The following is a 25,334-nucleotide window of genomic DNA, read 5'->3' as shown; positions in this document are numbered from 1 at the left end:
GCGCTCCAGCTTGCTTAGATCACGTTCGGGTAGATGTAATACAGGATCACCCGCTCGATGAACATGATGAGCAGGATCAGGATGATCGGCGAGATGTCGAGGCCGCCGAGGCTGGGCAGGAAATTGCGAATCGGAGCCAGGACCGGCTCGGTGATTCGGTACAGGAACTCCGCCACCGCCGAAACGAACTGGTTGCGGGTGTTCACGACGTTGAAGGCGATCAGCCAGGACAGGATCGCGGACGCGATCAGCAGCCAGACGTAGAGGTCGAGCACGATGATGACGATGTCGAGAACGGCACGCATGGCTTTTGAAGACTCTGACTTTTGAAAATTCTGGCTGCGGTCGGGATTGACGCCTGCTGCTAGATATCGGTTCCCCCCGGTCCAAACAAGGGAAGTCGGTGCCGGGATGGCTAAAACCGGGTTACACCCGTCCTTGACTTGACCTTGGCGGGGACTTAAATGGCGCCCGGTTGTCGGCCGCATTGACCAGAGCGGCCTACAAAAGGGGCCATAGCTCAGCTGGGAGAGCGCGTCGTTCGCAATGACGAGGTCGGCGGTTCGATCCCGCCTGGCTCCACCACGCTTCGCCCTTCGGGCTACGCGTGGCGCAGCCGCGCGGAGCTCGAGGGGCGAAGCGTGGTGTCCGGCGTAGCCCGCAGGGCGAAGACGGACTGCCCCTTAAGCTTCCCTACTTCCCCGTAAACCTCGGCGGCCGCTTCTCCATGAAGCTCGCGACCCCCTCCCGGAAATCGCTGCCGTTCAGCGCCACCATCATGTCCCGGTTGGCTTCGATCGTCGCCTCCGCCAGCGTCTGGAACGGCACCTCGTAGAGCTGCCGCTTGATCACGGCCATCGCGCTCGGCGAGACGAAATCGGCGAGGTCGCGCGCATAGGCATAGGTCTCCTCGCGCAGCTTCTCGGGCGAGCAGAGCCGGTTCACCAGCCCGATCCGCAGCGCCTCGTCACTCGAAACGCGGCGCGCCGAGAGCAACAGATCCATCGCGTTGGCGTGGCCGACGATTCGCGGCAGCATCCAGCTGATGCCGTGCTCGGCGATCAGACCACGCCGGGCGAAGGCGGTGGTGAACACGGTGTTGTCGGCGGCAAAGCGCAGGTCGCAATAGAGCGCGTGGACGAGGCCGATGCCGGCGGTCGCGCCATTGAGCATGGCGATGACAGGCTTTCCGATCGACGGGTAGAAGCCATGGCGCGTCTGCCAGTCCGGCCGCCGGTTCATGTCGAAGGGCGGCAGGTTCGACGCGCGCCTGACATCATCGGGGTCGAGCCCCTTCAATGCGTCCATGTCGGCACCGGCGCAGAAGGCGCGGCCCGCGCCGGTGATCACGATGACGCGGACATTGTCATCGGCGCTCGATGCTTCCATCGCATGGCGCACGTCGCGCTCCATGATCGGCGTCCACGCATTCATGCGATCGGGACGGTTGAGCGTGATGGTCGCGACCTTGTCGCTGACCTCATAGAGAATGTGTTCGTAAGCCATGGTGCTCTCCCTTTGTTTGCCGGCGCAGTTTCGCGCGCGCTCGTTGACATGAGCCTAGCATATCAAGGGATGAGACAAGGGCTTGTGCCAACGGCCTGGGAGGGCGCGATCACTCGGCGGCTTGCGCCAGCAACGGCCGACGCGCCAGCCAGCCGTCGATGAATTGATCAAGCCAGGCCCGTTCCGCGGCATCGTAGACGGCACGGTCCGCGAAGTGATGATGCCGCTGCCGCGCGCCGGGCGCGCTGAGACCGTCATAGCCGCGCGTGGTCCAGCAATGCATCATGGCGTAGGTCACGTCAGGATGAAACTGCACGCCGAAAGCGTTGCCGGTGCGGAACGCCTGCACCGGAAAATCATCGCCTTCGGCAAGCAGTTCAGCGCCAACCGGCAGCTCGAAGCCTTCGCGATGCCAGTGATAGACCCGTGCCGGCCAATTCGGGCAGAGCCCGTGTCCCGCGGGTGTCGGGCGGATCGGGTAGTAGCCGATCTGGGTCAGCGCATCGGCATGCGGCGCGACGCGGGCTCCTAACTGCTTCGCGAGCATCTGCGCGCCGAGGCAGATGCCGAGGAACGGCCGCTGTTCGCGGAGCGGAATTTCGATCCAGTCGATCTCGCGGCGGATGTAGTCGTCGGGATCATTGGCGCTCATCGGACCGCCGAAGACCACAGCGCCGGCATGCTGGTCGAGGGTCTCAGGCAGCGGATCGCCGAGGCGGGGACGGCGGATGTCGAGGCGGTGGCCAAGGGCGCGCAGCGCATTGCCGACGCGGCCGGGCGTCGAGGATTCCTGATGCAGGATGATCAGAACCGGCAACCGGGTTTCGAAGGCGGCGACATCAGGCGTCCTTCTGGGGAAGGGCACCACATCTGCGCCACCAAATCTGTCCGTCCGGAACGACATGGTCTTTGCGACTGCTATCGGTTCTGACCGCCAGCATAACTAAGCGATCGTTAATTTCGTGTGAGTTTGCGCACACACACTCCCGATAGAAAGCAAGCTCCGGGCCACGACCGACCGAGAGCTCCCTCTAGCGTCTTTGTCTCTGAAACCGGCTGGTGGCGGACAGGATGAAGCCGCGCGGGAAGAAGCGCAGCGCGAATGGCACAATCTTGATGCCCAGACCGGGGAGCACGGCCCGCTTGTTGGCCATCAGGCCGCGATAGGCCTGTCGTGCGACCTCAGCGGCAGGAACATTGAGAAGGGCCGTATCATGTCCGGACCCAACGCCGGCGCGCGCCTGGAATTCGGTGGGCACCGGGCCCGGGCAAAGTACGGTGACGCGAACGCCGTGCGGTGCAAGCTCCGCCCGCAAGGCCTCGGTGAAGGAAATGACATAGGCCTTGGACGCGTAATAGACCGCCATGCCGGGGCCGGGCAGATAGCCGGCGACCGATCCGACGTTGAGAAGGCCACCCTTGTTCCTGATCAGCTGATCGGCAAAGCGCAGCGACAGATCCGTCAGAGCCCGGACATTGACATCCACTATGCCGACCTGCTCGACGCGGTCGCGCTCAATTGCGTCGCCGAACACGCCGAAGCCGGCATTGTTGACGAGATGATCGAGCTCGACGCCTTCGGCAGCGAGTGCGGCGGCGATCTTCTCGCCGGCATCCGCATCCTCAAGATCGCAGGCGATCACGATCGGCTTTTTGCCACCCTTGGCAGCGAGCTCGTTTGCGAGCGCCTCGAGCCGGTCCGCGCGTCGCGCCGTCAGCGCAAGACGGTGTCCGTTCGCGGCGAACACACGCGCTAGCTCCGTGCCGATGCCCGCCGAGGCACCGGTGATCAACGTTACCCGCTCAGTCACGATCGAGATCTCTTGAATTGAAGTTTTTTTGGCGCCGCAATGCTGGAACGAGAGCATAGGCCGTGCGCGACAGGCAAGCGGCGTCCACCGCATAGCCACCTGAGCGGGAAACGGGGGAAGCAGGAAAACCCCGTTTTTACAGGGGAAAACCGGAACCAGGGCAGCCCCGAGGCTACATTAAAGTTTCGTCATGTGGTCCGCACAACCGCCAATTGGCGGTATTGGCAGTGATCACCCGCCGACCGCGCTGTCCTTGACCTGACCACCGGCACGATCTGCGACCGCGTGCTTCAGGTCGATCCGGTCGCGTTGCGAAATCCCGAGCAGGTCGGAGGCACGCCAGACCACATTATCCTCGAACTCGGTAACCTGGCCATCGGCATAGACCAGCTCCCACATCATCTGGACGACCCGCTTGCGGCCCTCTTCGTCGAGCGAGCGCATCATGATGCTGGTGAAGTGATAGAGGTCGACCGCCTCGCCCTCGACCTCCGTCGCATCCGCGATCAGATGATCCGCGGTGCCGCGATCGAGCCCAAAGTGGCTTTCGATCAGGCTGTGCAATTTGCGCTGCTCGGCAGCCGTCGGCTGGCCGTCCAGCGAGATCACGTGAACCAGCAGCGCGGTCGCCGCCAGCCGGTAATCACCGTCACCGAAAGCGCGGTCCTGGGCATGGGGAGCAACAATGTCGGCGATGAATTGGCGCAGGCCGTCGAGCATAAGGTCCTACCGAAATCGATGAAGCCGCGGAGCGCGACCGCTACCAGCATTATATGAGTAGGAAATTCAACCGGCGCAACGTGCGTCAGTTCCGCGCGTCGCATTACGTTTCGGCAATCTGAGTCTGTGATTTTGGAGTAGGGCAAGGCAAGTGCGCACATGTGGTCCCGGCGAAGGCCGGGACCCATAACCACAGGCTGCGGTTTGGCGAAGGCTTTGGTAACGACCATCCAGCCTGTTTCGGAAATCACGCGGTATGGTCCCGGCCTTCGCCGGGACGACACCAGTCACGGTATCTCGTACACCACCATCTTGTCGGCGATGCCGCGCAGTGCGGCCTGCTTCTGGATCGGCCTGATTTCGCGCTGCTTGAGGACTTCGGCAACCGCCGGCGCATCCAGCACCGGGCCGGTGATGTGAATCTCCTGCGCGGTCGAGAGGCTCTGCACGCGGGCGGCGATGTTGACGGTCTGGCCGAAATAATCCTGCCGCTCGTTCAGCATCACCGCGAGGCACGGACCTTCGTGGATGCCGATCTTGACGATGAGATCGGCAGTACCGCGCTTTTTGTTGAGCTCGTCCATCGCCGCGCGCATCCGCAAACCCGCTGCGATCGCATGCTCGGGACGGACGAAGGTCGCCATCACGGCGTCGCCGATGGTCTTCACCACCGCGCCTTTCTCGGAGGAGATGATCTCGAGCAGCGCATGGAAATGCGCGCGCACGAGGTCGAAGGCGGCAAGATCGCCGACGCGCTCATAGAGCGCGGTCGATCCCTTCAGATCGGTGAACAGGAAGGTCAGCGAGGTGATCTGGAGCCGCTGGTCGAGACTGAGATTGTCCGCCTTGAACACATCACGAAACGTCTGGTTCGACAGCATCCGCTTGGCGGTCAGGAACGGCTTGCGCTTGCCGATGAGGTGATGGAGCGCCTCGGCCGCGATGAACACCGACGGCAGCACGCGTACGCCGGCCTGGTTCTCCAGCGACAGCCGCAGCGGGCCCGGCCGCATGGTCGTGGTTCCCGTCGGCGCCTGCACCCTGTTGTACATGATGGCGAGCTGCTGACGGTCCTTGGTGGGCTCGCCCTGCACGTCGATGAAATGCGCCGCGTGCGTCACCGGTTCGAAGATGATGATGAAATCGTCCGGCAGTTGCAGCGACATGGTCGCCTTCTCGCCGGCCGGGAGCTCCATCGTGTCCAGCGTCACCTCGTTGGCGAGCGTCGCAAACGATTCCTTGTTGAAGTCGACGCCGGAACTCCAGAACACCTGCTTGAAGTACTCCCACACCGGAAGCGTATCGGGATCATGCGCCGCAATGCGCCGGACACGTGAATTGACGGTGAAGGAGACTTCGACCTGATCATCGACGGAGGCCTTGTAGCCGCAGGCGCACAGCGCACAATGATAATTGTCTGGCTTGAGCGCCTTCAGGGTCGAGTGCGCACCCAACACGCCGCCGCAGCCCGGGCACAGCACATTCCAGCCCAGATCGAACAGGCCGAGCCGCGCCGAATGCAGGAATGCCGAGATCGCGTGCTCTTCATCGAGACCGTGCTGCTTCGCGAAATCGAGTACATTGACGCGGTTGAGCTCGTGATCTTCGCCGTCCTCGATGAGGCGCGCGATCGCGTCGACCACTTTCGCATCGGCGGTCTGCTTCAGAACGGAAAACTGGGCCTGGATATCGCTCATGGCGCAACTCTATCTGGAGTGGATCACGCCGTCGGCCAGGCGAACGCCTGTCACCGACGCGTGATGCGGAACAGCGGCGACCGGTCCGGCTGGGTCGTGACGACGCCGAGCGGAATGACAGGGCTGGTATCGGCAAGCTCGACACGGAACGCACCGATCAGCCGGGCCAGCGCCAGCACGGATTCGGCTTGCGCGAAGGGGGCGCCGACGCAGACGCGCGGACCCGCGCCAAAGGGCAGATACGCGAATCGATCGGGCGCTTCCGTGGACATGAAGCGTTTTGGAATGAACGCGTTCGGCTGATCCCACAGCTTCTCGTGCCGGTGCAGCAGCCACGGTGCGATCATGATGATGTCGCCCTTGCCGATGGCGACGCCGGCCGCGTTGTCCTTCTCGCGCGCGGCCCGGGCGATCAGGAAGGCCGGCGGATAAAGCCGCATGGTCTCCTCGATCACGGCGCGGGTGAACTTCTGCCGATCGATGTCGGCCATGCTGTCGAGGTGCTCGCCGCGGGTCTCGGAGGCGATCTCCTCCTGCGTATCGGGATCGAGCGCGAGCAGATAGAGCGCCCAGAACAGCGCGGTCGCCGTGGTCTCGTGACCCGCGAGGATCATAGTCGCGACTTCGTCGACCAGTTGTTCGTCCGAAAAGCCCTTGCCGGTTTCAGGGTCACGCGCCTCGTCCATGAGATCGAAAAGATCGCGCGGCGGCGCGCCGTCTTTCTTGCCCATCTCACGCCGCTCGGCGATCAGCATCGCGACGAATTCGGTCCAGCGCTTGCGGAAACGGGCGCGGGCAAAATCCATCGGACTCGGCCAGGACAGCGGCAGCACCATGTCGAGCAAGTACGGCCGTCCGAGTCGGGCTCCATACTCCATGACGAAGTTGCGCAAGGTCAGACCATGCCGGTCCATGCCGAACGAGAACATGGTGCGGCCGGCGATCTCCAGCGTCATGCGCTGCATGATCTCGCGCAGATCGACCGGCTCGCTCGTTCGCCCGTCGAGCTTTGCGATGGTCTCGTCGAGCACCGCCGTCATGTGCGGAACGAGATTTGCTGTCGCACGCGGCGTGAACGCCGGCGCGAGGGTGCGGCGCTGAAACGTCCACGAATGGCCCTCCGCAATCAGAAGACCGTCGCCGAGCACGGGACGAAGCATGCGGATGCCCGCCGGAGTACGCGAATAATTCTCGTAATTGCTGAGCAGGACATGCCGGATCGCATCCGGCCGGTTCAGGATGAAGCTGTTGCGGAAGAAGAAGCGGCCTTCAATGACGTCTTCCTCATAGGCGCGCTGCCCCCAGGTCGCGATCATATTCCGCTTGATCACGGCAAGCCGGCCGAGGAACGACATGTCGTCGGGCGCTCGCGGCGGCGTCGGAGGGACGATGGGCCGACGCACGCTGGCGATGTTCATGGCTCTCTCCCGGAGGGGTGGCGCAGGCAGTTAGCTAGTAAGTCAGCTCGGCAATCGCAATCCTGTTCTCGGAGGCAGGCCAGGCGCGTGCCACAATTCGTTCTTCGTTGAATTCGGCCACGATGTTACGCCCGACCTCGCCGGCCGGAAGGCGCAGTGTTGCTGTCGAATCCGTGGGCACACCCGATTTGACGTCCGCCGGCTCCTTGCCGTCGAGCAGCACCACGTCCCGCGGCAGGCCGAAATAGCCGCGCGGACGCGACATGATCACGACGGCCCCGGCGTCCTTGTCCGCGGGACCGAGCGGGCGCGCGGCGCGCAGGTGAACGACGTCGGACGAGCGCGGGAAGGGCGAGCGGTAGATGTGCGTCGTCGGCGCATCCGGCGCTGCGAGGGCGAATTCGAGCGACCAGGAAGGTTCGACCTGCGCCGGTCCCCAGCGGCCGTCGGCACCGGTCTTCGCGCTGTGCACGGCGCTGCCCTTGCGCTCACCGGTTTCAGGATCAACCCGAAAGATATCGACGGTTGCACCGGCCACCGGCCGATTGGTCGGCGCACCGCCCGGTGTGCCCGTCACGAGGCCGCTCAGCCTGACGCTCTGCTCCGGCACAATCGAGATTCGCGCGGGCTCGCGGCCGGCAATGAACTTATAGATCTCGCGGAAGGCTCGGGGGTGAAACGCCACCTCGCGATGATCGAGTGCGCCCAGCACGAGGTTGGTGGCCCCCTTCAACTCCGGACCTTCGACGCTGACGCCGGTCGGCGTGCCGGGCTTGCCGATGAAGCGGCCATCGGCCTGCGCGTATTTGTCCATGCCGTCGCTGCGCAAGGTCAGGAAGGCAACACCCGGCGTCACCTCACTCTCGCCCTCGTTCAGGCCGAGCAGGAACGCGCCGCGGCCGTTGAACTCGCTGTTGGGCTGGTCGTCAGTCGCGAACACGCCGTGATTGGGCGTGCCGCACAGCACGGCGTGGCTGACATCGCCGGCGCCGCCGTTCTTGATGACGTTGCGGATGGCATAGCCGCCGCGCGAGCTGCCGACCAGCGCCACGCGGGCGGCGCCGGTGCTGCGCTTCAATTCGGCTATGGCGGCGGCGAGCTCGCGGCGCTGGTCCTCGGTCGAGGAGCGGCCCGCCTGCTCGACCTTGTCGTCACTTCGCGCATTGGGATCGTTGAAATTGATCGCATGCATGCGATCGCGCGCAATGCCGTTGGATTCCATCCGCCACAAGGTCGTCATCCAGAGCGCGTCGTAGTCGCCATTGCCGTGGACGAACAGGATTGGCGGCACCTCGCTCGGCGCAGTGGGTGCGGATTGAGCCAATGCGCCCGTGCGCAAGCTCGCAATTGCGAAGGGCAAGCTGCCGGCACCTTGCAAGATCATCCGTCGTGACAGCTTCATCTGTTCCTCCCCGGCAAAAGCATCTCTGTGCACCGCTTATACCGGCCTAACCACTGGACAGCGAAGGACTTTCGCGGGCATCACTGAACTTGCCGAAATCGCCCAAAGACCACGCCGACGCCACTTCTGCCAGCCCATTTGGAAGGGGATATGACCGAGCAGACGAACCGTCAGAAAATTGACGCCGACGGCATCATGGCGCCGCTACGGTACACCGTGTTCCGGCGCATCTGGCTCGCCAGCCTGCTCTCCAATCTCGGCCTGCTGATCCAGGGCGTGGGCGCCGCCTGGGCGATGACGCAGATGGCGGCCTCGGCGGACAAGGTGGCGCTGGTACAGACCGCCCTGATGCTGCCGATCATGCTGATCTCGATGCCGGCGGGCGCCATCGCCGACATGTATGACCGCCGTATCGTCACCCTGATCGCGCTCATGATCGCGCTGACTGGCGCGACCGCACTCACGGTCCTGGCCTGGCTCAACTTCATTTCCCCGGAAACGCTGCTCGCCTTCTGCTTCGTGGTTGGCAGCGGCAACGCACTGTTCGGTCCGGCCTGGCAGTCCTCGGTCAGCGAGCAGGTGCCGCCCGATGCACTGCCGTCAGCCGTCGCGCTGAACGGCATCAGCTACAACATCGCCCGCAGCTTCGGCCCTGCGGTCGGCGGTGTCATCGTCGCCGCACTCGGTGCTGTCGCGGCGTTCGCGTGTAACGCGATCCTCTATTTGCCGCTGTTGGTGGTGCTGCTGCTCTGGCGGCGCAAGACCGAACCCTCGCGCCTGCCGCGGGAGAAGCTCAACCGCGCCATGGTATCGGGCTTCCGCTACATCACCAATTCGCCGCCGATCAAGATCGTGCTGTTGCGCACGCTGGTGATGGGCCTGATTGGCGGTGCCATCATGGCGTTGATGCCGCTGGTCGCACGTGATCTGCTGCATGGCGGCGCGCAAACCTACGGCATCATGCTCGGCGCCTTCGGAATGGGCGCTGTGATCGGCGCGCTCAACATCCACGAATTGCGCAAGCGCATGAGCGGCGAAGCCGCGATCCGCGCCTGCACCATCTCGATGGCGTTTGCGATGGCCGCTCTCGCCGTGAGCACCGAGCCGGTGCTGACCGCGGCTGCGCTGGTGCTCGCCGGCGCGGTCTGGATGGCCGCCATCGCGCTGTTCAATATCGGCGTGCAGCTCTCGGCGCCGCGCTGGGTCGCCGGCCGCTCGCTCGCGGCGTTTCAGGCTTCGATTTCCGGCGGCATCGCGATCGGCGCCTGGGGCTGGGGCCATCTCACCGACTATGCCGGCGTCGAGGTAGCGCTGCTGACGGCCGCCGGCCTGATGCTGATCTCGCCGGTGCTCGGAATCTGGCTCACGATGCCGCGCGTCGGCGCCCGCAACGAAGACGCCGATCTGCTGGCCGATCCGGAAGTCAAATTGTCGCTCACGGCGCGCAGCGGGCCGCTGGTGGTCGAGATCGAATACCGCGTCGCCCAAGAGAACGCCCGCGCCTTTCACAACGTGATGCAGGACGTGCAGCTCTCTCGCCAGCGCAACGGCGCCTATGGCTGGTCGATCGCGCGCGACATCGCCGATCCCGAATTGTGGACCGAGCGCTATCATTGCCCGACCTGGCTCGACTATCTGCGCCAGCGCAACCGCTCGACCCAGTCCGAACGCGCGCTGCATCAGGAGGCGATCGATTTCCACATCGGCCCGGATCCGGTGCGGATCCGCCGCATGCTCGAGCGTCCGTTCGGCTCGGTGCGCTGGAAAGAGGAGACGCCGGACCAGGCAGCAAGTGAGGTGCTGCCCGTGGTCGCCACTGCGGCGGGAAGCAGCACTTAGGTTTTGCGAGTCCGTAGCGACGTCTTACTGCCCGTGATCCGTCAGCACCTTGTCGCAGCCCTTGGTGAGCCGCGTACGGTTCTGCTTGAGGCAGGCGAGCACGGCGCCATCGCCATTGTTCATCACCGGACGGCAGAAGCGCGTGACGTCGCGCGCGCAGGCGTCGTGACCGGGCTGCTGCGCTGACGCAGTCGATGCAAACAGGATCAATGGAATGATGCAAAGAAATCTGGTCATCGCGTAATGCCTCTTACCCGGAAGATGTGCGGGCGAAGCTAGAGCGACGATCCCGAAGCCGCAACGGCTTTATTGGCAGACGGGCTTGCGCCGCCGCGGCGCTCCGGCATCACGCCGGGGCACATCCCGAGGGGAGCTAACCGACGCAACGACGCTATCGTTGCTGTTACTGATCGACTCTTATTGACTGTCCTGGGCGTCAGCGACCTTGCGTGACGCGCCGCCCTTGGCGAGATCCTTGTCCATCACCGCACGGCAACCGGCGCTCAGATCCGAACGATGCTTCATCATGCACGCCGTGATCTTCGGGATGTTCGGGATTTCCGACGAGCACAGGCGGAAAGCGTCGCCGGTGCACTGCTGCTGCGCTTCGGACGAGAAGGCGAAGCTCGAGCCGGTCGAGGCGATCGAGAGGATGGCGGCAAAGCCCAGAGCCAGGCTGACGTCGCGGATCTTGCTACTTAAGGACTTGATGTTCAGCGAGTTGGTCATTTGAAGCTCCCATTGGCACCGCGGAAGCGGGCCCGCCGTTGTTGATGGGATTGACCATGCTCCAGCAAAACAGTTCCGACTGTGATGACGGTCACGGGAGGCTCACCCTCTGTGACCTCGGTCACGCTGGCGCACCTCGCTGAAATTCCTCCATATCCGCTGTCGTGTTGGTGTCACGTTAACTGTTCCTTCGCATTAATGGCTCGTCGAGCGGGAAATTCCGCCGGTTTGGTTGCGTAATTGGAAAGAATGGCGATGCGTAATGCGTTGGGCCTGATGCTGGCCAGTGTAGTTGCGGCGGTCGTGATTGCCGCCGGCGGTTGGTTTTATTATTCCTCGCGCGCCGACCAGGCCGCTCCCAAGACGATTGCCGCCCGTGCCGCCGATCCATTGCCGGCACAGGCGAAGCTCGCCGCCAAGGACGACGTCGCGATCACGGCCGCGATTGCGGCCAAGCCGGCGGCAGCCGCCTCGGCGCCCGCACCCGCGCCGATGCCGGTTCAGCAGAAATCGACCTGCGCCAATCCCAACGCGCTCGGCGTCTCCCGCGTGGTCGAGATCGACACCACCGGCGGTCCGGGCTTCGGCTTCGATCATTTCAAGCAGTTCGACTTCCTCACCGACAAGGAGGTCGTGCTGACGTTCGACGACGGCCCCTGGCCGGTCAACACGCCCGCCGTACTGAAGGCGCTCGCGGACGAATGCGCCAAGGGCCTGTTCTTCTCGGTCGGCAAGCATGCGACCTACCACCCGGAGATCCTGCGCCAGGTGCTGGCCCAGGGCCATACGGTCGGCACGCACACCTGGTCGCACGTCAATCTGAACGGCAAGAAGATGACCGAGCAGATGGCCAAGGACGAGGTCGAAAAGGGCATTAGCGCGGTGAAATACGCGCTCGGCACCAACCCGGCGCCGTTCTTCCGCTTCCCGCAGCTCCAGCACAATCCGGCGATCGTGAGCTATTTCGGCACCCGAAACGTCGCGATGTTCTCGACCGACATCGACTCCTTCGATTTCAGGAAGGGCGCCACGCCGGAGAAGATCATCGAGACCGTGATGACCAGGCTCGACAAGCTCGGCAAGGGCATCATCCTGATGCACGACTTCCAGAAGCACACCGGCGAAGCCATGCCCGCGCTGCTCGCGCGGCTGAAGGCCGGCGGCTACAAGATCGTGCAGATGAAGGCCAAGACGACCCTCCAGTCGCTGCCGGAATATGACGAGGCGCTGCTGAAGGACCTAAAGGTGCCGACCTCGAGCGCGCGTCCGATCGGGAGCGTGGTGCAGACGGTTTCGCAGTAACGCGCCCGATCAGATTCAAAACTCTCGCGTGATGGCCGGGCTTGTCCCGGCCATATCCTTTTGAGAGCGGGCATCTTACCAGTAGATGCCATGGCGATGCAGCTCGCTGATGATGCGGCCTTCGGTCCAGCTGCGCTTGTGCTTCGGCTTGTCTGCCTTGGCCGTTGTCTTCGCGGCGGGTTGCGTCGTCGTCGCGGGCGCTGAGGCCGTCGTGGTCGTGGGTGTGGCAACCGCCGCGGGCGCATTGAGCGACACCGCCGGCGGGCGATCGAGATATTTCGGAGCTTCGGCGGCAGGCGCTGCTTCGCTCACCTGCGTCGGCGCGGCGGCAAGCGCCGGCGTCGTTTGCTGAACCGAAGCCGGCTCGCTCACCGCGGACAGCGACAGGCTGCGCGGGCCTCCGGCCTGGGCAGAGGCAGAGACCAGCACCATGGCGGTCACCAAAATGATCTTGCGCATATGAAATCTCCCCGTGTTTGGCGTGAGCTGGACACTAGGGGAGCCGATTGCGAGTTTATGTGATCACGATCACTCAGGGTGGCGCTCGATCCCGAACGCGTCCGTTGCGATGGAACGGCAGCTCTCTGTGCGATAGTTGTGGACGCTGCGAACGACAACTATAGTTGGCCGTCCTCGCTGATCTTCGAATTGTCTAATGTATAAGGTCTTTCCACATATGAAGGAAGGCGAGTCTACACCGTCTCGCCCGCAGTCAACTGCCGCTCGGGATGGTCATCGTGCGGAAGCACCCCGCTCTAGTCCGCTAGGGCGAACCTCTGAACCACCCACAAAGCTGAGCGACCCAATTAGCGAGTCGCGATGGCACAAATTCGGCCGCGTCGCCCTTGGGTACCGCCGTCGCGCCCATGCGACGTACATCAAAGCGCTACTGTCTACAGACCTGCGCCTGCAACGAACGATCCAGCAAGTCGCCTCCAAAGGATCAACGCTCCTCGCGACAATTGTGTCCGTGATAATCTCGGTGCTCTTCTACACCATCGCTGACAGCACGGATATCAAAGCAAGTGAGATGCACTTAGCCGCCGCCCAAATAATTGGCGCTGCGCTTGCGCTAGTTTTGTCTCTTTCAATTATTCCTGCGCAACGCGCCGCCGAATTATTTTCTATCTCTGTTTTGCAGCAGTTCGCTAAGGATCGTGCTCTTCTCGGCGTTTTTTTGATTTTGGTGGCGACTACGATGCTCTCGCTCTTGCTGGGGACGCGGTGGTCCGTCCGGCTCGATCCGAAGATGTCCCTGGTGCTGCAATTCCTTCTTCTTGGAATATCATTCGATGCTCTGCGCCGCTTCTACGTTTCAACACTTAACCTGCTTGCACCAGAGTCGGCCATCCGACAAATCGTACGGGTCAGCAGCGCGCAGATTCGCAGGATAGGACGAGCTGCTGAGAAGGTGGTCGCAATTCAAGTCGTTGCTAACGGCGCGCCGAGTAAGATGGATCAGACACTCCACGCACAAACAATTGTGCGCACGCGCTTACCTCAAGGACTCCAACACTCGATTGCGCAACTTGAGGAATTTGCGCACCGTTTCATTGCTCGCCGCGACTCGAATGCGACCATCGAAACCCTCGGCGCGCTTGAAACTATCGCTACCGAATACTCAGACCTACGAAAGAAGAGCATAACGCTTCATGTAGATCCCAAATTTCCATTTGCTGGATACCTGAGCGACGTATCGGACGTATTGAATCCCATCTACGAGAGCATACTGCACATCATAGAGGACGCGATTGCCGCCAAGAACGAGCGAGTTGTGCAACATTCAATCTCGTCAATGGGCCGGATGACATTGCAGGCTATGTCTGTTGTCGCGCCCGGCGCGGCAGAGCAGAGAGTAGCGCCGCTGGCCTATAGTGCTTGCTTTTACCTTCACCGCGCGGCGCGTTTGGTGCTTGCGGCCAACATGCCCGACGCAAAATTGCGTGCTATTTCCAGTTTCGGAGCCGTGCTTCAAAACCGCTCGACTGATGTGGGCTCTACGGAAACAACAATGGAGGCGAACGAGGCGCTCTTTGACATTGCTGTGGATGGATACGGTAGTCGGATCAGATTTCGGTGTTCCGCTCGTTTGAAGCCATTCTTTTCGCGGTCCGTTTTGAAATCGAGAACGACTTGTTCGAAGTAGGGTCGCTAAAATCGACGTTAGACCAAATTTCCGAACTAATTCCGTCCGAGATATTGGCTGACGCCGCAGGTAAACGCCGTTTACACGTTTTCCCGGCTTACGCACTCGGCTTTGAAGCTAGCATCCCGGCGCTGGTCGAAAGCATCGCGGCAAAGATCAAGGTTGATCCAGAGCGGCCATGGAACGATCCCTTCGCCGATCTATCTGAGGCCGCGGAAGAAGTCCGCGGGCATTACCGACGCCTGTCGAGTATCGATTTTCAAGGCACCCTATTGGCCAAATGGGTGCTGGACTCCCTCGATGCGATTCTGAAAGTGCTCATGCGCCAGATCGCGCATCCACCTTCAGGTGCAGAGGAATTTATCTCGACGGTTGTGGATGACCTAAAGCCACTCATAACTTGGGTGGGAGGATTTTTTCCTGCTGATCGTCCTGCAAAGGGACACCACTTGTCCGACGCGACGGCCAATCTTGCGGTCTTTGGACTCGATGCGCTCGACAAAGGCTGGCCCGACATCGCGCAGACCTGCGCAGAAACAATCGAAAGAATTGCTGATAACGTCGGGGGAAAGATCAGCGCCTATAACTTGGCCGACATACATGTCGATCTAGAAGTTATTGCCCGAGCCGGTGAAAGGACAGCCGGAAAAGCGTTTGCTGCAAACGTTCGATCCATGATCTCTCTGCCCGCAAATCTCGACCAAGATAGTCAAAAGCATCACCTTGAAGCGCGGGCAACACGGTTTGCCCAATTGGACGAAGCTGTATCAAAGGCAGGCCGTCGGCCGTACTCAATGAAAGCCGATCCTGCCGAGCGCCTGCACGCGTTCTTTGAAATTCATCCGCAGCGATAGTGCATGCCCGGCGGTGATAGCGAGGATCGATGCAATGGCGACGGATGATGACCGCAAGCTAATAACCGCCGCGCGAGACGCGCTGCACCTGAAGCAGACGCCTGCAACCTCTCGACACCCGTTCGGCGCGAGGCTGTCACCCATGTCTTAGGTACGTTCCGTTACCCATGTCTTCGGGCCGGACACTGGGGCGCTGGTGCCGCAAGAGGGATTCGAACCCCCGACCCCGTCATTACGAATGACGTGCTCTACCAACTGAGCTATTGCGGCGAACCTTGCCGGGGCCCGCGCGAGGCCGGTCCCGTTACGCGCGCTCCTGATATCGGGCATGGCCCGAATTGGCAAGGTGGCGCCGGCTCCCAAATGCCGCTCACCCGCCCCAGCGAGACCAGAATCCGCGCCAGCCGCCGGCCTGGGCCTTTGCGTGGTCCCTGGGCGTGCCGATTTGTTCCGTAAATTCATCGCTCGGACCCTCGTCATCGATCCCGGGATCATCAGGCGCGCGGACGATCGGGATGACGGCGGGAATAGGCGCTGGTGCCGGCTTGCCAAGGTCGGCGCGGGTCCGGAACACCGGCGTTGCCGCCGCGGACGATGATTCGGCGATCTCAGGGGCCGGTTTGAGCGGCTCGGCAGGCGTGACGACCGGCTCTTCCTTGACGGTTTCTTTGGCGGTCTCCTCGACGGCTTCCTTTAAGATTTCCTGGGCTTCAAGGGGCGGCGAATTGTCCTGCGGAGCGGGCACCGGATCCGGCGCCATGACAGCCGGTTCCACCGGGCTCTCGCTCGGGGCCGCCGTCACCCGCTTCGGCGGCGGAGCCGCCAGCATCGCTTCCTCGAAGGCCGAGGATTCGATCATGGCGCCTTTGTCGGAAGGAAGACTCGCGACTGGCGTTTGCCACTGGAAGGCGTCAAGACGGCCGGTGACCGGGGAAACCGGACGCCAGCGGTCGCTGACATAACCGTCCGCAGTCCAGGCCGGATCATGGCGGGCGCGCACCGCGCGCAAGGTCCAGGCGCGGGCCCGGCCGCCGTCACCATGCTCGGTCCGCTCGATCTCGGCCATCAGCATCGCCACGCGCTGGGTGGGATCGTTGACGTAAGGCGCCAGCACCGCGCGCGCACGGGCAAACTCGGACGCATCGATCGCGGCGCGCGCGATCGCCAGCTGGCCCTCGATATAGCCAGCATTGTCGGCAGAAATCTTGGCCGCAAGCGTCTCGACCCGCTGCAGGCGCTGCCGCGCGGAATCGCCGAGCTTCACATGCGCATAGGCATCCGCAAGATCAGGATGCGGATTGGCGAGCCAGGCGGTTTCCACCAGCTTCATGGCGCGGCGCACCTGATGCGCCTCGCTCTCGAATTTTGCAGCGAGCACTGCGGCCGGAACCAGGGTCGGCGCGAGCTTGACCGCCTGCATCACGCTCTCGCGCGCGACGTCGCGGTCCATTGTTTCCAATTCCAGCGCGCGGGCGGCGAGCAGCACGCCGCGCTGGCGGCGATAGGCCTGCTTGTCGATCAGGCCCGCGGACAGATTCGAATCGAGGATCGCGAGCGCGCCGCTCCAGTCGCCGCGCGCGCAGCGGAAGCCGAGCACCGCATGCGAGGCCCAGGTCGAGGACGGCGACAGCTTGATCGCTTCCTCGGCGATCATCACGGCGCCGACCGCATCGTCGGCGCGCTGCGCCTCGATGAACAGGCCGCGCAGGCCGAGCAGGCGCGTGTCCTCGCGCTCGGCCATGGCACGGAAGACGCGCTGGGCCTCGTCGCGATTGCCCTCGAGCTGCGCCGATTGCGCATGCAAGAGAAGCGCGAGCGGATCGTTTGCAGCCAGCCGCCGCGCGGTATCGGCGTGGCGACGGGCAAGCGCGGTGTCGCCATGGCCGATCGCAAGCAGGCCGTGGGTGATGGCGTGGCGGCCGCGAGCATGGCGCTTTTCGTGACGACGGCGGCGCAGACGCCCCGGAGCGCGCCAGGCCATCGTCAGCAGGCTCCAGACCAGCACGACTGCCGCGGCAAAGAGACCAAGCAAGAACACGAAGCGGGGAAGCGTCGTTGTGGCGCGGAAAGCGCCCGCAGTCAGGACGAGGTCGCCGGGCTGATCGGCAACCCAGGCCGCGCCGGCCGCCGCCAGTGCGATCAGAACGAGGAAGAGGACGATGCGAAGCATGACGATCCCTATACGCGCTGATTGTTGCGCGAACCTTTATTGACCAGGCTTGACGAGATCCGCCATGGCGGCGTCGGCGAATTTGCGTGACGCGGCGAGCGCGGCGTCACGGGCATCGGTCTTGTCGAGCCAAGCTTGCGCCGGTGCACGATCGGCCTCGGGCAGCGTTTTCAACTCGCGCCGCGCCTCGACGAAATCGTTGCGCAACGCAGCCGCCGTCACCCGCGCGACGATCGCGCCGCGATCGTTGCCGACCCCGTCGGTACGCTCGATGCGGACGAGTTTCGACGCCCCCGCCTGAAGGCGCTCGACGATTCCGGTGCCGCTGGCCGGAGCTTCCGCCGGCGGCGACAATTTTGGCACGATGTTGAGGAGCTCGCGACTCAAGGCGACCGGCGTCGGAATGCCTGACGACGCAAAGGTGTCGAGCGGCTTCAGCATCTCCGGCTTTGCTGCCAGCGACCGCGCGGCGGCGAGCTGCGACTCGTAGGCATCGCCATGGCGAACGGCGACGTCGAGCAGGGCCGCCGCCACCACATGGCGCAGCGGCTTGTCGTCCATCGTTTTCGCGTCGGCGATCTTCTCGCTTTGCTGTGCGAGTTCCGCACGTTCGGTCTTGCTGGCACGTTCGAGCTGAGCGAGGCGGTCGTTGAGAGCGGCAAGATCGGGCGCGGCAGCGCGCGGCGCCGATGTCGCGTCGTTTAGGGCGCTGGCAGTCTTGTCGGATTGTGCGCGCAGATTGGCGATCTCGCTGCGCAGGCTCGTTGCGGATTTCTCCAGCGCATCGATCCGCGCCACCATGGCCGGATCGGCGGCCGGCTTGCCCGTCTTGGCTTCGACCGCGGCCACGCGCCCGCTCAGCGCCTCGACGGTTGCGCCCGTCACTTGCGGAGCAGCCGGCGGCGCCTGCACGGCAGGCCAGCCCAGCATCCAGCCGACCGCGATCACGATTGCGGCTGCGACGGCGCCGGAGAACGCAGCGATAACCCAGGGTGAAATCGACGGCGATACCGACGCGGACGCAACGGAAGACTCTTCTTCGGCAGGTTCGGGCTGCGGCGCGGCAATAGCTTCTTCGGACCTTACCTCTTGAGACTTTTCCTCTTGAGACTTGCCCTCTTCAGATTTGGCTTGCTCATGCGCGGCCTGTTCGGTCGCTGCCCCAGCCTCAGGCTCGCCCGTCACCTGCTGCGGCTGAGTCGAGACTTCCGTCGCCTCGAGGTCGATGGTGGGCGGGATGCGCTTGGCGCGGCCGGACTCGGGAGCCAATCCTGCGTCTTCAGGCTTGTCGTCGGCCATCGTGACGGTTCCTCACACTTACCTGCCCTGAACGAACGGACCCGATTGCGTCGGATTCGGCCCGACCTCTTACGCCAAACGGGTGCGCAAAGCACGCTCCAAGGTGTCAAATAAGGCATTTTCGTCCGGCGTCGCCGCAACCAGAACCTGCGAGGCACCGGCCTCGCGCAGTACGCCGGCGACCGGCTCGGACAGGCAGCACTGCGGGATCGCCAGAGCCGAGATTTCGACACCTTCCGCCCGCGCGGCCTCCAGGAAAGCCCGCGCGCTGCGCCGGGAGTAGTGCAGCACCGCCTCGATCCCATGGGCGGCAAAGCCTTCACAGACATCGCGCGGCAACAGCTTGACTGGCGCCATGCGATAGGTCGTCTGCGTGATGACGATGAAGCCTTCGGCGCCCAGCTCCCCGCCGAGGTCGCGCGACAGATCCGCGCCCGCGAGATAGAGCAACGTGCTCTTTTTCTTCAGCCGCTTGTCGCGCGCGCTCTGCATCACCTTGTCGCGCAGGGCAGCGGCATCGCCACCGGCGACGATCACCTCGGCAAAACCGGCATCGCGCCCGGCGGCAGCCGTGTGCTCGCCGACCGCGAACAGCGGCAGCTGCAGGAGACCAAGGTCCGGTAATTGCGATGCGACGCCACGGATCGCATTGGCCGATGTGACAATGACGGCGCTGTAGCTCGTTTCACTCTCGTCATGGAAGGCGACCGGCTCGAACTTGAGCACCGGCGCGAGCAGCACCACATGACCCCGTGCACGCAGATTTTCCGACGTCGCCTCATTGTCGGGATGCGGCCGTGTGACAAGAATGGACATCGCTTGTGTTCCCGAACCACGTGGCGGTGGCGCTTTCACGAGGAACGGCAGCGCGTGACGATTGCGTTGGCCGACCCCGGAATGCTACCGGACGTACCAGAACTCTGCTTTGCGGATGAGCGCAAGGGGGCGGGAAGGGCGCAAATTGGATAACAATTCGCCAATGCTGGTACTGGGCATCGAAACCACCTGCGACGAGACCGCCGCGGCGGTGATCGAGCGTGCGCCTGACGGCAGCGGCAAGATCCTGTCCAATATCGTGTGGTCGCAGGTCGAGGAGCATGCCCGTTTCGGCGGCGTGGTACCGGAGATCGCGGCCCGCGCCCATGTCGACCTGCTCGACGGCATCATCGACCGCGCCATGACTGAGGCCGGCATCGACTTCGCCCAGCTCGACGGTGTCGCGGCCGCCGCGGGCCCGGGACTGATCGGCGGCGTCATCGTCGGGCTCACCACCGCGAAGGCGATCGCGATGGTGCACGACACGCCGCTGGTCGCGGTGAACCATCTGGAAGCGCATGCGCTGACACCGCGCCTGACCGACGCACTCGAATTTCCCTATTGCCTGTTTCTCGCCTCGGGCGGCCATACCCAGATCGTTGCCGTCACCGGCGTCGGACAGTATGTGCGGCTCGGCACCACCGTCGACGATGCGATCGGCGAAGCCTTCGACAAGGTGGCGAAGATGCTGGGGCTGCCCTATCCGGGCGGCCCGCAGGTCGAGCGCGCGGCAGCCAACGGCGATGCCGCGCGATTTGCGTTTCCGCGGCCGCTGCAGGGACGCCCCGACGCCAACTTCTCACTCTCGGGATTGAAGACAGCGGTGCGCAACGAAGCAAGCCGGTTGGCCGAGATCACACCGCAGGACGTCAACGATCTCTGCGCGAGCTTCCAGGCCGCCGTGCTCGACTCCACCGCCGACCGGCTGAGCGTCGGCCTGAAACTCTTCCGCGAGCAGTTCGGTGCACCGCGTGCGCTGGTGGCGGCCGGCGGTGTCGCCGCCAATCAGGCGATCCGCGGCGCGCTGCATGACGTTGCGAGGAAAGCCGGAACACAATTGATCATGCCGCCGCCGGCGCTCTGCACCGACAATGGTGCAATGATCGCCTGGGCCGGCGCGGAACGTCTCGCGCTCGGCATGACCGACACGATGGAAGCACAGCCTCGCGCGCGCTGGCTGCTCGATGCGAACGCGACGGCACCGGCCGGATACGGCAAGACACGCGCGGGATTCTAGCAATGACAGCGTTCCGATCTGTCGCGGTGATCGGCGCGGGCGCCTGGGGCACGGCGCTGGCGATGGTGGCGGCGCGGGCCGGACGGAACGTGACGCTGTGTGCGCGCAATTCCGAGCACGCGACGCGAATCGCATCGAGCCGCGACAATCCGCGGCTGCCGGGCGTGCGGCTTGCGCCGGAGATCATCGTCACGAGCGACCTGGCCCTCGCCGCACGCGCGGACATGCTGCTGATCGCAGTGCCCGCGCAGCATCTGCGCGGTGCTGTCAACATGCTCGCCTCGCACCTGGAAAAGCCGGTGCCGATCATTGCCTGCGCCAAGGGCATCGAGCACGGCACCCATAAATTCATGACCGACGTGATCGCCGAGGCCGCGCCTCACGCGCAGCCGGCGATCCTGTCGGGCCCGAGCTTTGCCGACGATGTCGCGCGTGGCCTGCCGACGGCGGTGACGCTGGCCGCAAAGGACGACGCCTTGGCGAGCCACCTGGTGCAGGCGCTGGGCTCGCCGACGTTCCGGCCCTATCACTCCACCGATGTCCGCGGCGTCGAGATCGGCGGCGCCGCCAAGAACGTGCTGGCGATCGCGGTCGGCATCGCGGTCGGGCGCAAGCTCGGCGCTTCCGCCCAGGCCGCACTTACCACCCGCGCCTTTGCCGAGCTGACACGCCTCGGCCGCGCGCTCGGCGCACGCAGCGAAACACTCACGGGCTTGTCTGGCCTCGGCGATCTGATCCTGACCTGCTCGAGCCCACAATCGCGCAATTTTGCGCTCGGCCTGTCGCTTGGCCGCAGCGAGCAGCCGCCCGCCGGCAAGCTTGCCGAAGGCGAATTCACCGCGCCGGTACTGATCGAGCTCGCGGCTTCGCAAAACATCGAAATGCCAGTATCGGAAGCCGTCGCATCGATCCTGACCGGCAGAAGCACGATCGACGCCGCGATCTCGGGGCTCATGACGCGACCTTTCAAGGCGGAGGAATGAACATGGCGTACTGGCTGGTGAAATCCGAACCATCGGTGTGGTCCTGGGACCAGCAGGTGGCGAAAGGCGCCAAGGGCGAAGCCTGGACCGGCGTGCGCAATTACACCGCGCGCCAGAACCTCGTCGCCATGAAGAAGGGCGACAAGGCGTTCTTCTATCATTCCAACGAGGGCAAGGAGATCGTCGGCATCGCGGAGATTATCAAGGAAGCCTACCCCGATCCGACCGACAAGACCGAGAAATTCGTCTGCGTCGACATCAAGGCCGACAAGCCGTTGAAGATTCCGGTGACGATGGCCGCGATCAAGGCCGAGAAGAAACTCGCCGACATGGCGCTGGTGAAATATTCGCGCCTTTCGGTGCAGCCGGTGACGGCCGAGGAATGGAAGCTCGTCTGCAAGATGGGCGGGATGTAGGCTTGGGTGCTGTAGCCCGGATGAGCGAAGCGATATCCGGGACTACTGCTGCGATCCCGCATGTCGCTACGCTCATCCGGGCTACGACATCGGAGCTTGTTTCTCCGGCAGCGCAAATATCTCGCATGGCGCGGCGATGCCCCGCAGCGAATGCGATCCGAGCGCGATCAGAGGCATGTCGGTTTCCGCGGCGAGCGCGCCCGACACCAGCACGGTTCTGCCGAGCGGCTTGCACAATCCTTCGAGCCGGCTGGCGAGATTGACGGCGGGACCGATTGCGGTGAAATCCAGCCGATTGGCGGCACCGATATTGCCCCATAGCATCTCGCCGAGATGCAGCGCCGCGCCGAACGCGAGCGGCGGCAGACCTTGAGCACGGCGCTCCGCGTTGAGATACACCATCCCGGCTTCGGCTGCGCGCGCGGCACGCAGAGCTGCATCGGACGCTTGGCGCGGTGACGGCCTGACCACCGGAAAGATCGCGAGCACACCGTCGCCGATGAATTTCAGCACCTCGCCGCCGAAGGCGTGGACCGCGCCGGCGATGCGATCGAACCAGGCATCGAGCGCCGCGATGACGTCGGCAGGCGGATTGGTTTCCGACAGGAGCGTGAAGTTGCGCAAATCGGCATAGAGCAGCGCGGCCTGTATGGTCTCGCCGAGGTCGCGCCGCAGGGGTGCCGCCAGCACCCGCTCCGCACTGCGCTTGCCGAGATAGGCATCCAGCGTCGCGCGCAACGTTGCACGCGCGGCAAGTACGGCAAGGGGTGTGGCGGCAAAGCGCGCGGCCTGGCGCAATTGCTCGGTCTCGTCCGCGGTGAACGGACGCGGCCCGATCCAGCCGAGCAACGGCCCGTCGGGCCGTCCGACCAAATCTTCGTGCACTTCACCCTCCGCGATGTCGCGCAGCCAGCGGCGGCCGGCATCGTTGGGCGGGTCGGGCGCGAGGCCGCCTGGTGCGAAGCCGAGCGCTTCGATCACCCGGCCGTTCTCCGCGCGCCACAACCAGGTCCGTTTCGCGATCAGCGGATGTGGCACCTCCAGCGTCAGGCTGCCCGCCGCAAGCGGCACGCCATCGGCGACCAGATGTGCGCCAAGGTCCGCGAGCAGGCGGTCGGCGCCGGCGCTATCGGCGGCGGCATCGACAAGCCAGGCGAGTGTCGGCGAGAGGTGCATGGCCCGATCATGACGAAGGCAGGCGGTCTTTGTCACGGGCAATCCTTGACGGGCCGCTCGAGCGCCGCCATGTCCCAGTGTCAGCCCAGGGGTGATCGTCGATGACCGAACCGTTCATAGTGCGACGCGAGACCCAGATCGCGGCCCCACGCGCCACCGTTTTCGCCTACCTGACCGACCCCGAGAAGATTTTGAGCTGGATGGGTTCCGACGCGACCACGGAGCCACATCCCGGCGGGCTGTATCTGCTCAAAGGCATCGGCCCCCGCGGCGGCGTTGCCCGCGGCGCATTCCGCGAAGTCGTGCCGGTGCATCGGCTCGCCTACACGTTTGGATGGGAGGGCGGCCAGGAAGTGCCGCCCGGCTCAAGCCTGATCGAGATCGACCTGATCGAACGCGACGGCGGCACATTGCTGCGCATGACCCATAGCGGGCTGCCGACCGAGGAACAGGCGGCCGCCCACGCGACGGGATGGGCGCACTATCTGGGACGGCTCACGGCGGCAGCCGCGGGCGGCGATCCCGGTCCCGACAACGGCGTTTCCAACAAGGCGTAACGACGCCGAGGTCAGACCGCCGCGGTCGCCACCACCTGCTGCAAAAGCTGCTCGCGCCTGGCCTGCGAGCGCTGGCCCTTCATGGTCGCGGCGAAGCGTTCCAGGATGCCGTCCTCGAACGCGGTGACGATGGTATCGTGAACATAGCTCTTGCGGCAGATCGCCGGCGTGTTGGAGAGCTGGTCGGCAGCGCCGCGGATCGCCTCCAGCACCTGCTTCTTGCGGCCGCGCTGGCTGGTCGCCGGCGTGATCCGCGACAGCGATTCCACGACGACGGCAGAGGCCATCAGCGTGCGGAAATCCTTCAGCGAGATCTTGATGCCGGCGATCTCGCGCAGAAACGCGTTCACCTGCGTGGTGCTGACCGCGCGCACGATGCCATAGGGATCGCGATACTGGAACATGCGCTTGCCGGGAACGCCCTGCAAGATCCCGATGGCGCGCACGAGCTTGGCCGCGTCGCACTCCTTGCGCACCGCCTTGCCGCCCTTCGCCTTGAAGGTCAGCACGAAGCTGTCGTCTTCCAGCGAGACGTTGGACTTCAGCAGCGTGGTGGCGCCGCGGGTGCCGTTGAGACGGGCATAGGATTCGTTGCCGGGGCGGATCGCGGTGCGCGCGATCAATTCGATGACGGCGGAGAGCGCGAACTCGCGGGTCGGCTCGTCGCCCGACAGGAACGCCGAGACCTTGCGCCGGATCTTGGGCAGCGCGCCGACGAGCTTTTCCAGGCGATGCGCCTTGCGTTGCTCGCGGACCTTCTCCCAATCGGCGTGATAGCGATATTGCAGCCGGCCCGCGGCATCGCGTCCCACTGCCTGGAGATGCGTGCTCGGATCGGCCGAGTAGCGCACCTCGCGATAGGCCGGCGGCACCGCCATCGAATGCAGCCGCCGAATGGTGCGGGCATCGCGGATGTGGACGCCGTTAGGCCGCACGAACGAATAGCCCTTGCCGCGCCTGACGCGGCGGATGGTCAGCTCGTTCTGGTCGCCGAGCCGCAGGCCCAGTTCCTTGGCGAGGGCCTCGACCGTCGTCGACGGCGCCGCGTCGAACACTTTCTTCGGGCTGGGACGGCCGGAACCGGCCGGTTTCGGCCATTGTCCGAGGGCTTTGGCCAGCGCGATGGCTGCAGGATCGGCTGAAGCGGGCCGTATCGTCCCGAGATTCTGCTGATCCATCATCGTCTTATGCCTTAGCCCTGTCTGTTGTCGGTCAATGCCGCTGTTCTGATTTTTGTTCCAAGGGGTCTCGTTGGA

At 64.2% G+C, this 25,334-nt stretch carries 24 protein-coding genes and 2 tRNA genes; 9 read left to right on the top strand and 17 right to left on the bottom strand.

The genetic code is table 11. From position 1 onward, the window contains the following. Positions 1-14 precede the first annotated feature (14 nt). On the bottom strand, positions 15-305 hold the full coding sequence (locus IVA93_RS00400; RefSeq protein ID WP_007598721.1) for a YggT family protein: 291 nt from the start codon (positions 303-305) through the stop codon (positions 15-17). A 204-nt stretch (positions 306-509) separates the two neighbouring features. On the opposite strand from IVA93_RS00400, the gene IVA93_RS00395 reads away from it, so the two are divergent. Then, positions 510-585, top strand: a tRNA-Ala gene (locus IVA93_RS00395). Between the two features lie 108 nt (positions 586-693). On the opposite strand, the gene IVA93_RS00390 is transcribed toward IVA93_RS00395, so the two are convergent. From IVA93_RS00390 to IVA93_RS00360, 7 genes are all read right to left on the bottom strand, one after another. Then, entirely contained in the window at positions 694-1,506 is an 813-nt protein-coding gene (locus IVA93_RS00390; protein ID WP_018459743.1) for an enoyl-CoA hydratase, read from the bottom strand. Positions 1,507-1,615: 109 nt separating this feature from the next. After that, positions 1,616-2,410, bottom strand: a complete 795-nt coding sequence (locus tag IVA93_RS00385) for a glutamine amidotransferase (protein WP_026233871.1) — start codon at positions 2,408-2,410, stop codon at positions 1,616-1,618. A 127-nt stretch (positions 2,411-2,537) separates the two neighbouring features. Beyond that, positions 2,538-3,317, bottom strand: coding sequence for an SDR family NAD(P)-dependent oxidoreductase (locus IVA93_RS00380; RefSeq protein ID WP_026233870.1), 780 nt, complete (start codon positions 3,315-3,317; stop codon positions 2,538-2,540). A gap of 231 nt (positions 3,318-3,548) precedes the next feature. Beyond that, entirely contained in the window at positions 3,549-4,037 is a 489-nt protein-coding gene (locus IVA93_RS00375; protein WP_018459740.1) for a tellurite resistance TerB family protein, read from the bottom strand. A gap of 287 nt (positions 4,038-4,324) precedes the next feature. Continuing rightward, the gene (locus IVA93_RS00370; protein WP_018459739.1) at positions 4,325-5,734 is read right to left on the bottom strand and encodes an adenylate/guanylate cyclase domain-containing protein; all 1,410 of its coding nucleotides are present in this window, start codon (positions 5,732-5,734) and stop codon (positions 4,325-4,327) included. 50 nt (positions 5,735-5,784) lie between these two features. After that, positions 5,785-7,152 (bottom strand): cytochrome P450, encoded by a 1,368-nt coding sequence (locus IVA93_RS00365; RefSeq protein ID WP_018459738.1) that lies wholly within the window; start codon positions 7,150-7,152, stop codon positions 5,785-5,787. Between the two features lie 34 nt (positions 7,153-7,186). Then, positions 7,187-8,554, bottom strand: a complete 1,368-nt coding sequence (locus IVA93_RS00360; protein ID WP_018459737.1) for a twin-arginine translocation pathway signal — start codon at positions 8,552-8,554, stop codon at positions 7,187-7,189. Between the two features lie 150 nt (positions 8,555-8,704). On the opposite strand from IVA93_RS00360, the gene IVA93_RS00355 reads away from it, so the two are divergent. After that, positions 8,705-10,393 carry an MFS transporter gene (locus IVA93_RS00355; protein WP_247789611.1) on the top strand — a complete coding sequence of 563 codons (1,689 nt, stop codon included), beginning with the start codon at positions 8,705-8,707 and terminating at the stop codon, positions 10,391-10,393. A gap of 24 nt (positions 10,394-10,417) precedes the next feature. Here IVA93_RS00355 and IVA93_RS00350 read toward each other — a convergent pair whose 3' ends face one another. Both IVA93_RS00350 and IVA93_RS00345 read right to left on the bottom strand, forming a co-directional pair. Then, a complete protein-coding gene (locus tag IVA93_RS00350; protein WP_018459735.1) occupies positions 10,418-10,630 on the bottom strand; it encodes a hypothetical protein in 213 nt (70 codons plus the stop codon). A 180-nt stretch (positions 10,631-10,810) separates the two neighbouring features. Continuing rightward, entirely contained in the window at positions 10,811-11,122 is a 312-nt protein-coding gene (locus tag IVA93_RS00345; RefSeq protein WP_018459734.1) for a hypothetical protein, read from the bottom strand. 255 nt (positions 11,123-11,377) lie between these two features. Between IVA93_RS00345 and IVA93_RS00340 the strand changes: the two genes are divergently transcribed. Then, the gene (locus IVA93_RS00340; protein WP_247295801.1) at positions 11,378-12,424 is read left to right on the top strand and encodes a polysaccharide deacetylase family protein; all 1,047 of its coding nucleotides are present in this window, start codon (positions 11,378-11,380) and stop codon (positions 12,422-12,424) included. A gap of 75 nt (positions 12,425-12,499) precedes the next feature. Here IVA93_RS00340 and IVA93_RS00335 read toward each other — a convergent pair whose 3' ends face one another. Beyond that, complete coding sequence (locus IVA93_RS00335; protein ID WP_018459732.1) at positions 12,500-12,883, bottom strand: hypothetical protein; 384 nt, start codon at positions 12,881-12,883, stop codon at positions 12,500-12,502. A 523-nt stretch (positions 12,884-13,406) separates the two neighbouring features. Between IVA93_RS00335 and IVA93_RS00330 the strand changes: the two genes are divergently transcribed. Both IVA93_RS00330 and IVA93_RS00325 read left to right on the top strand, forming a co-directional pair. After that, on the top strand, positions 13,407-14,570 hold the full coding sequence (locus tag IVA93_RS00330; RefSeq protein ID WP_247789609.1) for a hypothetical protein: 1,164 nt from the start codon (positions 13,407-13,409) through the stop codon (positions 14,568-14,570). After that, entirely contained in the window at positions 14,501-15,424 is a 924-nt protein-coding gene (locus IVA93_RS00325) for a hypothetical protein (RefSeq protein WP_247789607.1), read from the top strand. The genes IVA93_RS00330 and IVA93_RS00325 overlap by 70 nt, the downstream gene beginning before the upstream one ends. 194 nt (positions 15,425-15,618) lie before the next feature. Here the strand turns inward: IVA93_RS00325 and IVA93_RS00320 are convergent. From IVA93_RS00320 to IVA93_RS00305, 4 genes are all read right to left on the bottom strand, one after another. Continuing rightward, positions 15,619-15,694 (bottom strand) — tRNA-Thr (locus IVA93_RS00320). Positions 15,695-15,794: 100 nt separating this feature from the next. Then, positions 15,795-17,594: a heme biosynthesis HemY N-terminal domain-containing protein gene (locus IVA93_RS00315; protein ID WP_018459703.1), complete on the bottom strand. Its 1,800-nt coding sequence runs from the start codon at positions 17,592-17,594 to the stop codon at positions 15,795-15,797. Between the two features lie 36 nt (positions 17,595-17,630). Next, on the bottom strand, positions 17,631-18,893 hold the full coding sequence (locus IVA93_RS00310; protein ID WP_018459702.1) for a COG4223 family protein: 1,263 nt from the start codon (positions 18,891-18,893) through the stop codon (positions 17,631-17,633). Between the two features lie 69 nt (positions 18,894-18,962). Continuing rightward, positions 18,963-19,709 carry a uroporphyrinogen-III synthase gene (locus IVA93_RS00305; RefSeq protein ID WP_018459701.1) on the bottom strand — a complete coding sequence of 249 codons (747 nt, stop codon included), beginning with the start codon at positions 19,707-19,709 and terminating at the stop codon, positions 18,963-18,965. A gap of 163 nt (positions 19,710-19,872) precedes the next feature. On the opposite strand from IVA93_RS00305, the gene tsaD reads away from it, so the two are divergent. From tsaD to IVA93_RS00290, 3 genes are read left to right on the top strand one after another with little or no spacing between them, the layout of a single operon-like run. After that, positions 19,873-20,946 (top strand): tRNA (adenosine(37)-N6)-threonylcarbamoyltransferase complex transferase subunit TsaD, encoded by a 1,074-nt coding sequence (tsaD, locus tag IVA93_RS00300; protein ID WP_018459700.1) that lies wholly within the window; start codon positions 19,873-19,875, stop codon positions 20,944-20,946. A gap of 2 nt (positions 20,947-20,948) precedes the next feature. Then, a complete protein-coding gene (locus IVA93_RS00295) occupies positions 20,949-21,929 on the top strand; it encodes an NAD(P)H-dependent glycerol-3-phosphate dehydrogenase (protein ID WP_018459699.1) in 981 nt (326 codons plus the stop codon). 2 nt (positions 21,930-21,931) lie between these two features. After that, on the top strand, positions 21,932-22,345 hold the full coding sequence (locus IVA93_RS00290) for an EVE domain-containing protein (protein ID WP_026233864.1): 414 nt from the start codon (positions 21,932-21,934) through the stop codon (positions 22,343-22,345). An 81-nt stretch (positions 22,346-22,426) separates the two neighbouring features. Here IVA93_RS00290 and IVA93_RS00285 read toward each other — a convergent pair whose 3' ends face one another. Continuing rightward, positions 22,427-23,521: an adenylate/guanylate cyclase domain-containing protein gene (locus IVA93_RS00285; protein WP_247454085.1), complete on the bottom strand. Its 1,095-nt coding sequence runs from the start codon at positions 23,519-23,521 to the stop codon at positions 22,427-22,429. 101 nt (positions 23,522-23,622) lie between these two features. On the opposite strand from IVA93_RS00285, the gene IVA93_RS00280 reads away from it, so the two are divergent. Continuing rightward, positions 23,623-24,078: an SRPBCC family protein gene (locus IVA93_RS00280; protein WP_018459696.1), complete on the top strand. Its 456-nt coding sequence runs from the start codon at positions 23,623-23,625 to the stop codon at positions 24,076-24,078. 11 nt (positions 24,079-24,089) lie between these two features. On the opposite strand, the gene IVA93_RS00275 is transcribed toward IVA93_RS00280, so the two are convergent. Continuing rightward, positions 24,090-25,259, bottom strand: a complete 1,170-nt coding sequence (locus tag IVA93_RS00275) for a DNA topoisomerase IB (RefSeq protein ID WP_018459695.1) — start codon at positions 25,257-25,259, stop codon at positions 24,090-24,092. Between the last annotated feature and the right edge of the window lie 75 nt (positions 25,260-25,334).

The sequence above is a fragment of the Bradyrhizobium sp. 155 genome (assembly GCF_023101105.1).
Lineage (GTDB): Bacteria > Pseudomonadota > Alphaproteobacteria > Rhizobiales > Xanthobacteraceae > Bradyrhizobium > Bradyrhizobium canariense_D.
This window is presented reverse-complemented; position numbering and strand designations above follow the sequence as displayed.

What these genes read in the sequence shown, in the direction of transcription:
- IVA93_RS00400 (WP_007598721.1), bottom strand. Translation starts at nt 305, where the DNA reads ATGCGTGCCGTTCTCGACATCGTCATCATCGTGCTCGACCTCTACGTC.
- IVA93_RS00390 (WP_018459743.1), bottom strand. Translation starts at nt 1,506, where the DNA reads ATGGCTTACGAACACATTCTCTATGAGGTCAGCGACAAGGTCGCGACC.
- IVA93_RS00385 (WP_026233871.1), bottom strand. Translation starts at nt 2,410, where the DNA reads ATGTCGTTCCGGACGGACAGATTTGGTGGCGCAGATGTGGTGCCCTTC.
- IVA93_RS00375 (WP_018459740.1), bottom strand. Translation starts at nt 4,037, where the DNA reads ATGCTCGACGGCCTGCGCCAATTCATCGCCGACATTGTTGCTCCCCAT.
- IVA93_RS00370 (WP_018459739.1), bottom strand. Translation starts at nt 5,734, where the DNA reads ATGAGCGATATCCAGGCCCAGTTTTCCGTTCTGAAGCAGACCGCCGAT.
- IVA93_RS00365 (WP_018459738.1), bottom strand. Translation starts at nt 7,152, where the DNA reads ATGAACATCGCCAGCGTGCGTCGGCCCATCGTCCCTCCGACGCCGCCG.
- IVA93_RS00360 (WP_018459737.1), bottom strand. Translation starts at nt 8,554, where the DNA reads ATGAAGCTGTCACGACGGATGATCTTGCAAGGTGCCGGCAGCTTGCCC.
- IVA93_RS00355 (WP_247789611.1), top strand. Translation starts at nt 8,705, where the DNA reads ATGACCGAGCAGACGAACCGTCAGAAAATTGACGCCGACGGCATCATG.
- IVA93_RS00350 (WP_018459735.1), bottom strand. Translation starts at nt 10,630, where the DNA reads ATGACCAGATTTCTTTGCATCATTCCATTGATCCTGTTTGCATCGACT.
- IVA93_RS00345 (WP_018459734.1), bottom strand. Translation starts at nt 11,122, where the DNA reads ATGACCAACTCGCTGAACATCAAGTCCTTAAGTAGCAAGATCCGCGAC.
- IVA93_RS00340 (WP_247295801.1), top strand. Translation starts at nt 11,378, where the DNA reads ATGCGTAATGCGTTGGGCCTGATGCTGGCCAGTGTAGTTGCGGCGGTC.
- IVA93_RS00335 (WP_018459732.1), bottom strand. Translation starts at nt 12,883, where the DNA reads ATGCGCAAGATCATTTTGGTGACCGCCATGGTGCTGGTCTCTGCCTCT.
- IVA93_RS00315 (WP_018459703.1), bottom strand. Translation starts at nt 17,594, where the DNA reads ATGCTTCGCATCGTCCTCTTCCTCGTTCTGATCGCACTGGCGGCGGCC.
- IVA93_RS00310 (WP_018459702.1), bottom strand. Translation starts at nt 18,893, where the DNA reads ATGGCCGACGACAAGCCTGAAGACGCAGGATTGGCTCCCGAGTCCGGC.
- IVA93_RS00305 (WP_018459701.1), bottom strand. Translation starts at nt 19,709, where the DNA reads ATGTCCATTCTTGTCACACGGCCGCATCCCGACAATGAGGCGACGTCG.
- tsaD (WP_018459700.1), top strand. Translation starts at nt 19,873, where the DNA reads ATGCTGGTACTGGGCATCGAAACCACCTGCGACGAGACCGCCGCGGCG.
- IVA93_RS00295 (WP_018459699.1), top strand. Translation starts at nt 20,949, where the DNA reads ATGACAGCGTTCCGATCTGTCGCGGTGATCGGCGCGGGCGCCTGGGGC.
- IVA93_RS00290 (WP_026233864.1), top strand. Translation starts at nt 21,932, where the DNA reads ATGGCGTACTGGCTGGTGAAATCCGAACCATCGGTGTGGTCCTGGGAC.
- IVA93_RS00285 (WP_247454085.1), bottom strand. Translation starts at nt 23,521, where the DNA reads ATGCACCTCTCGCCGACACTCGCCTGGCTTGTCGATGCCGCCGCCGAT.
- IVA93_RS00280 (WP_018459696.1), top strand. Translation starts at nt 23,623, where the DNA reads ATGACCGAACCGTTCATAGTGCGACGCGAGACCCAGATCGCGGCCCCA.
- IVA93_RS00275 (WP_018459695.1), bottom strand. Translation starts at nt 25,259, where the DNA reads ATGATGGATCAGCAGAATCTCGGGACGATACGGCCCGCTTCAGCCGAT.